The following is a 12,063-nucleotide window of genomic DNA, read 5'->3' as shown; positions in this document are numbered from 1 at the left end:
CCTTCGCCATCCCGACGCGGTTCTCCGGCTTCGAGACGTGAAGACTGGCGGCAATGATGGCGCGGTAGAAAGCCATAAACGTATTCGGGTTCTGCTGTATCCAGCTCTCGGACGCAGTGACAGAGCAGCACGGATGACCGTATCCGATATCTCCTTCGAGATGAGGTGGATGAATCCCGCCCCCTCGTAGACTGCGCGCTGGCCGCCGGGCTCACCACCGAAGAAGCCGTCGATACTCCCGACGCGAAGGCTCGCAACGTACTCGGTAGGCGGAACGATCCGATATTTGACGTCCTGATCCGGATCGAGGCCGGCCGCAGCCAGATAGTTACGCTGCAGGGTCTGGTGGCTCTGTTCGAACGGAACGGCGAAGGTGAAGCCCTTCCAGTTCTTCGGGTCTCGATTATCCTTGTGCTTGTTGGCCAGGACGAGAGAGTTTCCGTTTTGATTCAGGATGGTAAGCACCTTGATCGACTGGACATTTCCACCGAGCCCTGCCGTCATCGTCAGGGGCACGGGCATGACCTGCTGTGAAACGTCCAGCTCTCCATTGTGCATCTTGTCTCGAATCAAAGCAATTCCAGCGATCTTCTGCAGGCTGACCTCGAGGCCCTCCCTGCTGTAGCTTCCGAGCTTCTCGCCGTAGATCAGCGGAACGGCACAGGTGATCGACAAGAAGCCAACCGCAAGCTTCGACTTCTCGAGTGGCTTGCGCTCCTGGGCAATGGCCTTGAGCGTCTCGATCGGAAGAATGCTCGAAAGCGCCCCGATGATCGCGCCGGCGCCGACGGTTCGCAGCAATTCGCGCGCCGCAATATCGGCTGCGGGAACAGGCCTTGTAGCATCGCCTGCTCGATTCGGTTCGAGACGGCAGCCTCAAGGCTCGGCTGAGCCGGGTCAGTCTGGCAACAATTGCAGCTCTTGCCACCAAGGCCATGATGGTCCGATGCATCACCCATGTGCATTGCCCCTTCAGCGTCCGCACTCGAAGATGGCGCTCGGCGCCACCTTGACGGAGCTTGGCGCATCAGTCGGGAAACGGTACTTCGAAAATGCGCAAGGGCCTTCGCAGAAAAACAATCACCCGCGCCACGGCGCCAGCAAAGCGCAGCCGATCAGTTCATCCTCGTCGGACTGGAGGAAGGGTATCTGGCTCACCGAGATCCCAATATAGCCCCGCCATAATCTCCAGAGCCTCGCGTGCGAGCCCGATCGGCAGGTGCTCGTTGGCTGCATGTTGCTGGCATCCCGGATAGGCGTGGGGCACCCATAACGTAGGCAGATTTAGCACTTTGGCAAAGATGTCGTTCGGAAGCGAACCGGCGAAATTCGGCAAGATTGCCGGCGATTTCTGCGTCGTCCGGGCGATCGAGGCTTGGGCCCACCTAGCCCAAGGATCCTCAGGATCGAGGCGCGTGGCAGGAAAAACACCGTCGTCGGGACTTGGCGTCACCTGGACCATGTCGAGGCCGGACGTCACGAGGTGCCGCCGAAGCGCCGGCAAAATGTCCTCCTGATCGACGCCGACCACGAAGCGGAGCTGGCAGCGCGCCCAGGCACTCGCGGGAATGGCGTTGACCGGCGCCTGCGGATTTCCGCAGCTCATGGCTAGAACATCAAGCGAACACCAGCCATACACCTGCTCTGCCGTAGTCAGTCCCGGCTCCCCCCAAGCCCGATCGATCTCAGGTCCGCCAGGTCCCCCGTCAATCACACAATCGGCAAGTACCGTCCGGACGGACTCAGGCAGCCCGCTTGGAAGCCATTCTGGAATCAGGATGCGGCCGGTCGGAGAAACGATCGTCGCCAACGCATGCGCGAGCTGGATTGCAGGATCGGAAAGCAGACCGCCCCAATTGCCCGAGTGATACGCGCTCTCGCGCGCCTTAATTGCAATGTCGAATGTGACACATCCGCGCGAGCCCAGGAATATTGTAGGTCGATGCTCGGACAACCGCGGTCCATCGGACGCGATGAAAAGATCGGCGCTCAGAAGATTCTTGTGCGTCAAGCAAAGTTCGCGGAGGCCGGGTGAATCGACCTCTTCGCCCATCTCGATGATGAATTTCAGGTTGAATCCCAGGCGACCTCTGGTCTTGAGGACAGCGCGGAGGCTGGCAATGTTGATGGCATGCTGCCCCTTGTTGTCTGCGACACCCCGGCCATACCAGCGATCATTGAGCTTTGCGAGGCGCCAAGGCGACGTTCCTGCGGCCCACGACTCGTCCATTCCTCTAACCACATCGCCGTGCCCATATCCCAACACCGTCGGCAATGCTCCATCTTCTCTGCGCTCCGCATACAAGAAATGCGCGCCTGCAGCAGTCAAATGCCGGCAATCGCAGCCGAGCTCTTCAAGCATGCAGCGGAGCTCGTCGAGATATCCGACAATCTGAAGTGCTCGCTCCGGGTTCTGGCTCTCGGAAGGAATGGCGACGAGGCGCGAGAGAACGGTCTCGAAGTCTCCAGAATCGAGATGGCTTCTCGCGCGCGAGATTGCAGCGCTCCTGCTCATTTCGGGCGGCTCCTCGCACGCCACCAAAAGGGGCTCAACGGGCGGCCGGGAACACGCGGGTATGCGCAGCCGCGATCTCGATGCGGACCCGCTGACCGGATTGGAACAGCGGCTGTCCCGGCTTGACCGGAATCCGCGCGGTCAGCCTCAGCCCGCCCACTTGCACCAAGACGCTCTGGTTGGTGCCCGTGTACGCGGATTCCAGCACCGTAGCCGTGGCCTCTTCATCTATCTCCAAACGGATAAATTCGGGGCGAACTGCGAGTAGCCCTCGATCCTGCTGAGAAAGCACTTGCTCCTTGCGCACATCAACCCACAGTCCGAGATCCGGTGTTCCTACTGCAACACTCTCACCAGACCGGCGTAGTTCGGCGGGCAAGAAGTTTGTCTCGCCGATGAAATCGGCGACGAAGGCCGTCGCCGGCTCCTCGTAGAGCTCCCGAGGCGATCCGAACTGCTGCAGACGGCCATGCTCAAGAACGGCCACGCGATCGGCCATAGACAGGGCTTCTTCCTGATCGTGGGTGACGAAGATGATGGTGCTGCCCACCTCTTTATGGATCAGCTTGATCTCCATCTGAAGCTGCTGTCGAAGCTTGCGATCCAGCGCCCCGAGCGGCTCATCCATCAACAGGAGGGGCGGCCGGAACACCAATGCACGGGCCAGTGCAACACGTTGCTGCTGCCCTCCCGACATCTGGCTTGGGAGCCGCGCGCCGTAACCGTCGAGCGCGACCAGCTTCAATGCCTTAGTGACCTCACGTTCGACGTCACGGCCGCTCATGCCGCGCCTCCGAAGAGGATACGCAATGTTCTCCGCGACGGTCATGTGCGGAAAGAGTGCATAGTTCTGGAACACCATTCCAAAACCGCGGCGATGTCCGGGAACATCGTTGATCCGGACGCCATCCAGCCTAATATCGCCCGAAGAAGGCGTTTCGAAGCCCGCGATCATCATGAGGAGCGTGGACTTGCCAGATCCACTGGATCCGAGCAGCGCCACGAACTCGCCAGGCCGTACTGACAACGAGACACCATCGACTGCTTTCACCGAACCAAACATCTTGGTGATCGCGTCGACCGACACCGCGCCCCGCTTATCCTTGCTGGACACAGAAATATTAGCCGAATGATCGGCGGTCACCGCAGCTGTGATTGTCATCTTGCGTCCGTTTCGAATATCTGACGTGGCGTCTTGGTCAGTCGTTCGCCTCCGGTCTTGGTCACGACGACGGAATCGCTCATCGCCAGACCTGCGGCCGAAGTGTACATATGGAAGACCATGCCCTCCTCAACCATCCAGTCCGAGCGCGGAGTGAAGCAGCGATACAGATCACTGGTATGCTGAGAGACGAGTGGCGCCACTCCGAGCGTGTAGCCGGTGATATTGTCATAGGTGTCACGCAAACCCGCCGCCACAACACCTTCCCGCACGATGCGATCGACATCGGCAGCGAGCGCCCCAGGCCGAAGCGCAGCAATTTGCTGGTCCTGAAGTGAGATCAGGGTCTCCGCAGCCGCCCTCTGCTCATCGGTCGCCCGCCCCACGATGACAGAGCGCATGATGCGGACGGTATAGAAACGCAGGCGAGGCAGGAGCTCGATGTGAACGATGTCACCGTCGACCAGAGGTCGCTCTTCGAGAAATCCGTGTAGAGAGTCCCAGCCAGATCCGACATTGAGCGGACCGACGAAGCCATCGTCAAACCCGAGCTTGTAATAGGCGCTTGCAGCGGCCGCCGCGACCTCACGCTGGCTCTTTCCAGACCCGACTTCCCTCACTGTCGCTTGGAAGGCGCTGTCCAGAAGGGTACCCGCACGTCTCATGTGGGCAATCTCCTCGGCTGACTTGCAGCCTCTGAGGCTCCATGCGGAGCGTTCGAGATCGCGGACATCTGAGCCAGGCAGAAGCGCGCGGAGGCGATTGTGCCGCTGAACGGTGAACGAATTCGACTGGAATTCGACACCAATATGCTTGTGTGCGATCTTCCGATCGCGCAACGCATCCACCAAGGTGACCAAGGGATCGTCCCAGTCACGAAAGCCGACGATATCTTCCATCCAGCTCCGCTGCTGCGCCGGCGGCGTATCGAGCTTGCGAACCAGAAGGAACGGTTCGCCCGAGGCCGGCACGACGCACGCACGCCAGAGGTTCTCGGAGACGGTATAGCCCGACAACCAAGCCATCATCTCCGGTTCATCGAGAATGACGCAATCGAGGCGACGAGCCGCGATAAGCTCCTGAACCAACAGCAGCCGACGCCTGTACTCTCCGACGGAAAAAGTGAGATCGCGAATCATGTTTCAACTTTCTGCTCTTACGCTATTTGCGGACAACACCGACAAGGTCACCACGCGGGTCTGTTGAAGGCTATGTGGCGCGTCCCAACGTCGTCATGTTCAGGTCAGATCCCAGCTCGCGTCCGGCGGCCTTCAATGGCCGCTCCGACGAAGAAACGGAGGAGACAGAGCAGAACCAGCACGGCCAGGAACAAGACAGCGATCACCGCGATCTGCGGACTGATCTCAAGGCGAATATTATCCCACATCCGCATAGGCAGCGGCGTAGCGGATGGCCCACTCAGAAAAAGGCCAAACACCACATCATCGAAGCCAACAATGAAGGCGAATATTGCCGCGCTCGCGAGCGTCGGAAACAGCAGAGGCAAAGTCACGGTCCGCAAGATCGTTATCGGGCTCGCACCAAGACTCGACGCCGCTCGCTCAAGTGTACGATCGAAGCGCTTCAAGCCGGCTATCGTCACAACGACTGCATATGGTGTTCCGATGATCGTGTAGCTGAGGGCGAACGCTAAGGGAGAGCCGATCAGCGAAGATCCCGCAAGCGCGAAGAATAGCGAGACGGCCATGACGACGTGCGGAACGATCAGTGGCGAGATCAGAAGAAGGTAGATCGGAAGTCGCCCCAAAAAACGATGACGAACCAGTGCGAATGCGGCTGGGACGCCAACGGCGACGCTCAAGAGCGCCGCCAAGCCTGCCCAGCGCAAACTGAAGCTCAGCGCATCCAGCCACTGAGTGTTGCTGAACAGGCGAGAAAACCACCGGAGCGAATAGGCGGGCGGCGGAAACGTGAGATAGGGAGCATCGCTGAACGCCAGCGGAATGACCGCCGCAAAGGGGAGGACAAGCAGGAGAAGCGCGAATCCTGCCGACGCGTACAGCAACGGCTTACGAATGTTAGACAGGAGTTCGTGCAGGCGTAAAATGGGACCGTGCGACAGCGAGTACAAGCGCTCTGCGAATGGTCGTCTCGCGGTGAACTGCGAATCGAGCGCGCTCGATGCACGGATATCATCCGATTCCGGACGGTCGTCGAGTTCTTCCGCAATGCGGCGTCGAAATACAAGAAAAATCACAACGACCGCGAGCAGAAGCAGTGAAGCTTGAGCGGCCGCTTCGCTGAAATTACCGAGGATCAGGACCCTCAGGCTAATGCCCTGCGCAATGAGATAGTCGTCCGGGCCTCCCAGAAGCTCCGGCGTGATATAGAAACCCAGGCAGGAGAGGAAGACGAGAGTACATCCGCTGACAAGCCCGGGCATCGACGACGGTAGCGTAACGCGAACGAATGCATCCGAGGGCGGACTTCCTAAGCTCTGCGCGGCCCTGGTCAGATTCGGGTTGGCTCGTGTCAGCGCCGCATACAGGGGAAATACCATCAGCGGGAGCTGGACCTGGACCATCCCGATGTAAACGCCGGTCGAATTAAAGACCATCTGAAGCGGCTCGGAAATCGCTCCGAGCGCAAGAAGCACCTTGTTTATCGGTCCGTTTGGACTGAGCAGTACGATCCAGGCATACGTGCGAATAAGGACGCTGGTGAGGTACGGAAGCGTGACGATGAAGAGCAAGAGCGTCGCCACTCTGTCCGAACATCGAGAGATCGTGTAAGCCAGCGGATAGGCGATCACCAGACATATGATGGTAACCGTCAAAGCAAGCGTGAGCGTCTTCAGAACGATCCAGAAGAACGAGGATGAGCTCGCGATTTCGCTATAACTCTTGAGCGACCAAGCACCATCGGATTGCAGGCTCTTGAGCGCGAGCTGAGACAGCGGCATCAGATAACCGAACGCGAACAGTACCACGATCGGAAGGAGCAACAGGATGGGAGTGAGCTTGTCCCGTCCGATGGACCAGCTCCGATTGGATGCTATGGTCACGCTGGAGTTCGACATCGCCGTCTTACCGCGCCCCCGCAAGCCATCGCTCCCACTGAGCCACGGCGATTTCGTTGTTCGCGCGCTCACCGGCGGCTCGGGCGGTCCAGAATTCATAGTCCTGCACGAACTGCTGTTTGCGTGCATCCGGCGAAGTGGGCAGAAGCTTGGCGCGATCGGGCGGGATTAGGTCGAAGGCGCGCGAGTTTGGCGGCGCATACAGTATGTGCTGCACGAATTTCGCCTGGTTTTCGGCGCGGGCGGAGAAGGCAAGGAATTTGAACGCGTTGTCCGCGTTTTTGGTCCCTTTCAAGACGACCCAGCAATCGTATTGCAAGATACCCTGATTCCACGTGTAACCGATTTTCGCGCCCTGTTCGTTGGCCGCGGAAACCCGACCATTCCAGGCGCTGCCAGCTGTGATGAGCTTGTCGATGATAAGCTGAGGCGCTTCCGCCCCGTTGTTCCACCACTTCACAATATTCGGTTTAATGCGACCGAGGCTCTTGAACGCCCGATCCCAATCGATTGGATAGAGCTTCGAGGGCTCAACACCGTCCGCCATCAGGGCCGCCTCAAAGGTTCCGCCATCGGAGGCCCATGTACCGGCCATCAATGAACGTCGCCCCGCAAATTTCTGGGCATCCCATACATCAGCCCACGAGTTCGGCGCATTGGATGTAAACTTGGACGAGTCATACGCGATGAAGAGCGAATAGACGATCGCAGGCACCGTGAACTTGCCGACCTTGACAGGACTAAACGCCTCCAGGTCGGACTTCTCGAAGTAGCCGTAGTCGATCGGGACCAGCAAATTATCTCGCTCGAAGGTCGGCGCCTTACCACCCGGCAGGATCATGACGTCATACCGAGGCGCCCCCGCGAGTACGCTCGCGCGCGCAGCTCCCGTATCGGTGCGAGGTTGCGCGATCACCTTGATGCCGGTCTCGCGCTCGAAGGGCTCAAAGTAAGCTAGCCGCTTCGCCTCACCCCATGATCCGCCACCGTCGTAGACCACGACTTCACCGGTCCCCTTCGGAATTTGAGCGATCGCGGGAGCCGGAAACAGGGAGCGCGTCCCGACAAGGCCTCCGACGAGCGCGGTGCCCTTAAGAAGTCTGCGTCTTACGATATCGACCATGACTGTTCTCCCCTTCCTCGTTGGCAATGCTTGCTCCGGCACTCCTCGCGCATATAATGTGACGTGCCGGTGGCGGAATTCGCCGTTTTTTGCTCTTGCGCGCCGGATAATTGCAATCTTGAGGGAAATCCGGATGGCCATCACGCGTGCGGATCTCGATCGCCTCGATCTCAAGTTGCTGATGTTACTCCAGGAGAACAATCAGCAGACCTCGGAAGAGCTTGGGGAACGTGTAGGCCTGTCACCGACGTCCTGCCTGCGTCGACTACGGCGGCTACGCGAGAGCGGCGCGATCATGTCTGATGTTTCGATCGTAGCTCCGTCGGTCACGGGAAAGCGGGTGACGTCGATTGTGCTCGTCGCTCTCGAACAGGAACACCTCCCTCTTCTCGACACCTTCAAGAGCCGAATGAGCGCGTATCCCGAAGTCACGCAATGTTATTACGTGACCGGGGCAGCTGATTTCATTCTGGTCGTCAATACGGATTCGATGGAAGAGTATGGAGCTTTCACCGAAAGGGCATTTTTCCCAGACAAGAATATTAAGTCGTTCACGACCTTCGTGGCGATGCAGACAGTCAAGTTCACGACACGCATCAATCTCGACGTTTCCTGAGCGACGCGCACGCTCCTTGCGGCGGCTTAACGGCTTCCACTCCAGACTGACAGGTCCGTGGGACCTTCGGTCGCGAACAGCAGGACTTTCGCAGACTGATCCAGCCCGAGCTGATCTCGGCGGTCATCCGCCGCCCTGATGAGACCGGCCAATCCCGCCGCTCCCGACTCGCCGACCCGAAGAGGCGCGTCGCCTGACACTCCCGCATTGAGCAGACGGACCGCATCGCTGGCTTGTTCGTCTGTGACCGTGAGGAAGCCTGTGGCCAAGGCATCGATAACCGGCCAGACGAGTAGCGATGGGCTTTGGCACTCGAGCATGGCCATGTTCGTAGCAGGCCCCGGCGGAAGGCGTATCGGCCTCTCTGCGCGGGTGCTCTCGTAGAGGCATGCCGACCGTTCTGGCTCCACGATCCAGAGATGGGTATCGCGCCCGAATAGACCACGTGCCCAGCCATGGCCGAACACGCTTGCTGCAAGGCCTCCTACGCCAGCCTGAACCAGAACATGCGTAAACGGCTTTGACTGTCCCCTCGTTGCTGCAACGATTTCCTCGATCAGGATCGCATACCCCTGGACCACAAGCGTGCAAGCAGTGTCGTCCTCACCGGGGCCGACTGTATCCGGGACAGCAATCCAACCGTCCTGCGAGGCAGCCTTGGCTGCAGCCTCGACGGAGTTGTGATAGTCTCCCGTCACACGCACGGTCGCAGCGCCGAGCCGCGAGATATGAGCGGCGCGCTCATCGCTCACGCCCGCGTGGAGATATACGACGGCCCGCGCTCCAATGAGCCTCGCGGCAGCCGACACCGAACGGCCGTGGTTGCCGTCCGAAGCGCAGGAAAAGGTGAGCTCCGAAAGCATGGCTCGAACGCCAGGCTCCATCAGCGCTGCCGGAAGAATCGCCCGTCCTGTCCGCCTCTCGACGTGTTGCATAGCGAGCTTCAGCACCGCATAGGCTCCCCCGAGTCCCTTGAAGCTGCCTATGCCAAGTCGCTGTGTCTCGTCCTTGATCCAGATTTCGCCAACACCCAGCCTTTCGGCGGTACGCGGTAGAGAAATCAAGTCCGTCGGCGCATAGCGCGGGCAGGCTTGGAGGAGACGGAGAGGCTCATCTCCTGCGTTGCGGTCGCACCACCAAGGAGCCTGTTTCAGGCCGGATGACCGATCGCGCAGCAGAACGGGCCGATTGGCGAGCGTCTCCGTCGGGGTTTCCGCGGGCTTCAAAGGGAGTACCAAGGTCATCCTCCTGGCAAGCAAATACGACCATCTCGGATTCCACTTTGCCAACCCGCGAAGCCGTTTAGTGCAAACTTGGACGCGATACCCGACAGAATTCTGCATTGTTGGCTCTAAAACGGCGGGTTTGGGCCTTCCTGCGAGGTATGTTTCCAGAGATTTGCCGATCGAAAGCCGGTATCGCGTACCTGTCTGTCTTTCTACCGCATAGCAACGAAAGGACTTCTGGTGCAGGACAATCTGGAGCAAATGGCAAGCTCGACCAAGGATCTTTCGGATGCCGAAGTCGATCGTTTGCGAGAGGATACCCCAGGCGTCGGACATCGAATCCATTTCAATAATGCTGGCGCTGCATTGATGCCTAATCCTGTTATCCGTGGCATGGTCGAATACCTCCAGCGCGAAGCGGAAATTGGCGGCTACGAGGCGAGCGCCGAAAGCACGGTGCGCCTGGAAGGAGTGTACGACAGTATTGCCCGGCTCGTCGGCTCAAAGCGGGAAGAAATCGCGCTGGCCGAGAACGCCACTCTGGCATGGCAGCGCGCCTTCTATTCACTGCGCTTTGGCGCGGGAGACCGAATTCTCACCACTTCCGCCGAGTTTGCGGCAAACTATGTCGCGTTCTTGCAGGTCGCTCGCCGCACCGGCGCACGGGTCGAGGTCATACCTGACGACGCAAATCAGGTTCTCGACCCGCAGGCGCTCGAGCGCATGATCGATTCGCGCGTACGACTTATCGCCATCACATGGATACCGACGAACGGCGGCTTGGTGAACCCGGCTGAAGCTGTTGGTCAAATCGCGCGCGCCCATGGCGTTCCCTATTTGCTGGATGCGTGCCAGGCGGTTGGACAGATGCCGGTGGATGTCCGTACACTTGGTTGCGACATGCTTACGGCAACAGGCCGGAAGTTCTTGCGCGGTCCGCGGGGGACAGGCTTCTTGTATATGCGAGACGATTTCCTGAAAGACGTCGAACCTGCCATGATTGACCTGTTCGGAGCGCCCTGGGTTGGACCGCAGCGCTACGAACTTAGAACCGACGCACGGCGATTCGAGACGTGGGAAGCAAACTATGCAGCGCGCCTTGGACTTGGGACAGCCGTGGACTATGCGCTTTCAATCGGCATCGAGAGAATCGAACGACGTTGCCGTCAGCTTGCGAATGAATTTCGAGCGTCGCTCAGCGCAATCCCTGGAGTTTTGATTCGCGATCTCGGAGAACGTACCGCTTCAATCGTGTCGTTCACCCTTCGCACAGCGGGCGCACGCGAGGTCATGCGCCACCTCGCAACACAGAAGATCAACGTATCAGTCTCGCCACCAACAAGTACGCCGTTGGACGCGACACGTAGAAGTCTCCCCGACGTCGTCCGCGCATCGCCGCACTACTACAATACGATTGCGGAGGTCCGCACTCTCGCGTCAGCAGTCAGGGAAATAGCCGCATAACCGTACATGCAAGCGACGCTGATTGGCCAGACGGTCGTAGGATGTCTCTGTCACCAGGCGCTTCAATCGTCAGGGTCAACCTTCCTAGACCAAAACCCACCGTTTGTGGCTACGGCCGAAACTGGGGTTTCGCTTCCAATCCTTTCATGGAATCAATCGTGGCGCATCCAATACTGGCCCAACCCATCAATTTCCGCCGGCACTGGACGGCAGGGTTGGTTGGCGTTTGCCTCCGATGGCACGTGTCAAGTCGGCTGGTGCGAAAAGTGAAGAAGAACTTTCTGCGTCCTAGTCTCCTCTATTAAGCGAAACACAGCGCGGTGGGTGATCGCTCCCGCCCCGGTTACCGGCCAGGGGCACCAAGGAAACAATCATAATAATAACAATAACTTAAGTAGCTGGTTCGATTCCGGATTTGTCCGGAAAGCTTTCGCGACGCATTGAAAATACAAGCAAAAGCTCACTGCAGCCGTCCGATTTGCTGGCATTTTTGCTGGTATCGCCAAGCCAAACGCGCCGCGACGAATTCGCTATTCCGAACGACGGAATCAAGCAGATGGCCGCAAGAATGATCGCGCGGGTGCCAACCCAAAGCAGATCTGACTATAGTGGAGACTTTCGCCGGCGGAGCGCCGGCGAGGACGGCGAAGACGCTGTTGAGACATGAACCGACCACGCGTCGTACGCGACGCTGGTTGACGAGCACGGGCACGCGGACTCTCTGATCGCACGCGCTCAGAAACGGATGGAGGCGACGCTCGCGAGCGGGTTCAATCTCAGGGAGCTTGCGTCCAACCTCGCCGTCAGCGAGCGAACGCTGAACCGGCGCTTCAAGCAGACCATAGGCTTGGCGCCGCTCGAATACCTTCGGAATCTCCAAATCGAAATCGCGAACCGTCTTTTGGATCGAGACCGAT

9 protein-coding genes and 2 pseudogenes are annotated in these 12,063 nt (G+C 59.1%); 2 read left to right on the top strand and 9 right to left on the bottom strand.

Features of this window, described 5'->3' with window-relative positions; translation table 11 throughout:
* Positions 1-52 precede the first annotated feature (52 nt).
* From AAFG16_RS07940 to AAFG16_RS07910, 7 genes and pseudogenes are all read right to left on the bottom strand, one after another.
* A pseudogene (locus AAFG16_RS07940) lies at positions 53-148 on the bottom strand (hypothetical protein); the annotation flags it as partial.
* An 86-nt stretch (positions 149-234) separates the two neighbouring features.
* Positions 235-675 (bottom strand): annotated as a pseudogene (locus tag AAFG16_RS07935) (ABC transporter substrate-binding protein); the annotation flags it as partial.
* Positions 676-1,120: 445 nt separating this feature from the next.
* A complete protein-coding gene (locus AAFG16_RS07930) occupies positions 1,121-2,515 on the bottom strand; it encodes a M20 family metallopeptidase (protein WP_342738519.1) in 1,395 nt (464 codons plus the stop codon).
* Positions 2,516-2,549: 34 nt separating this feature from the next.
* Complete coding sequence (locus AAFG16_RS07925) at positions 2,550-3,677, bottom strand: ABC transporter ATP-binding protein (RefSeq protein ID WP_342738517.1); 1,128 nt, start codon at positions 3,675-3,677, stop codon at positions 2,550-2,552.
* On the bottom strand, positions 3,674-4,816 hold the full coding sequence (locus AAFG16_RS07920; RefSeq protein WP_342738515.1) for a Xaa-Pro peptidase family protein: 1,143 nt from the start codon (positions 4,814-4,816) through the stop codon (positions 3,674-3,676). The genes AAFG16_RS07925 and AAFG16_RS07920 overlap by 4 nt, the downstream gene beginning before the upstream one ends.
* Before the next feature lie 104 nt (positions 4,817-4,920).
* The gene (locus AAFG16_RS07915; protein ID WP_342738513.1) at positions 4,921-6,717 is read right to left on the bottom strand and encodes an ABC transporter permease subunit; all 1,797 of its coding nucleotides are present in this window, start codon (positions 6,715-6,717) and stop codon (positions 4,921-4,923) included.
* 7 nt (positions 6,718-6,724) lie between these two features.
* Positions 6,725-7,840 (bottom strand): ABC transporter substrate-binding protein, encoded by a 1,116-nt coding sequence (locus AAFG16_RS07910; protein WP_342738511.1) that lies wholly within the window; start codon positions 7,838-7,840, stop codon positions 6,725-6,727.
* 133 nt (positions 7,841-7,973) lie between these two features.
* Here AAFG16_RS07910 and AAFG16_RS07905 point away from each other — a divergent pair, with 133 nt between their 5' ends.
* Positions 7,974-8,456 (top strand): Lrp/AsnC family transcriptional regulator, encoded by a 483-nt coding sequence (locus tag AAFG16_RS07905; protein ID WP_342738509.1) that lies wholly within the window; start codon positions 7,974-7,976, stop codon positions 8,454-8,456.
* 26 nt (positions 8,457-8,482) lie between these two features.
* Here AAFG16_RS07905 and AAFG16_RS07900 read toward each other — a convergent pair whose 3' ends face one another.
* Positions 8,483-9,694: a diaminopropionate ammonia-lyase gene (locus AAFG16_RS07900; RefSeq protein ID WP_342738507.1), complete on the bottom strand. Its 1,212-nt coding sequence runs from the start codon at positions 9,692-9,694 to the stop codon at positions 8,483-8,485.
* Between the two features lie 249 nt (positions 9,695-9,943).
* On the opposite strand from AAFG16_RS07900, the gene AAFG16_RS07895 reads away from it, so the two are divergent.
* On the top strand, positions 9,944-11,146 hold the full coding sequence (locus AAFG16_RS07895; RefSeq protein ID WP_342740869.1) for an aminotransferase class V-fold PLP-dependent enzyme: 1,203 nt from the start codon (positions 9,944-9,946) through the stop codon (positions 11,144-11,146).
* Between the two features lie 460 nt (positions 11,147-11,606).
* Here the strand turns inward: AAFG16_RS07895 and AAFG16_RS07890 are convergent, their stop codons facing one another.
* Entirely contained in the window at positions 11,607-12,026 is a 420-nt protein-coding gene (locus AAFG16_RS07890) for a hypothetical protein (protein WP_342738505.1), read from the bottom strand.
* Positions 12,027-12,063: the final 37 nt, after the last annotated feature.

The organism is Bradyrhizobium sp. B117 (assembly GCF_038969555.1).
Taxonomy (GTDB): Bacteria; Pseudomonadota; Alphaproteobacteria; order Rhizobiales; family Xanthobacteraceae; genus Bradyrhizobium.
The sequence above is the reverse complement of the archived record's forward strand: the minus strand, read 5'-3'. Positions and strand labels throughout refer to the sequence as shown.

What these genes read in the sequence shown, in the direction of transcription:
- AAFG16_RS07930 (WP_342738519.1), bottom strand. Translation starts at nt 2,515, where the DNA reads ATGAGCAGGAGCGCTGCAATCTCGCGCGCGAGAAGCCATCTCGATTCT.
- AAFG16_RS07925 (WP_342738517.1), bottom strand. Translation starts at nt 3,677, where the DNA reads ATGACAATCACAGCTGCGGTGACCGCCGATCATTCGGCTAATATTTCT.
- AAFG16_RS07920 (WP_342738515.1), bottom strand. Translation starts at nt 4,816, where the DNA reads ATGATTCGCGATCTCACTTTTTCCGTCGGAGAGTACAGGCGTCGGCTG.
- AAFG16_RS07915 (WP_342738513.1), bottom strand. Translation starts at nt 6,717, where the DNA reads ATGTCGAACTCCAGCGTGACCATAGCATCCAATCGGAGCTGGTCCATC.
- AAFG16_RS07910 (WP_342738511.1), bottom strand. Translation starts at nt 7,840, where the DNA reads ATGGTCGATATCGTAAGACGCAGACTTCTTAAGGGCACCGCGCTCGTC.
- AAFG16_RS07905 (WP_342738509.1), top strand. Translation starts at nt 7,974, where the DNA reads ATGGCCATCACGCGTGCGGATCTCGATCGCCTCGATCTCAAGTTGCTG.
- AAFG16_RS07895 (WP_342740869.1), top strand. Translation starts at nt 9,944, where the DNA reads ATGGCAAGCTCGACCAAGGATCTTTCGGATGCCGAAGTCGATCGTTTG.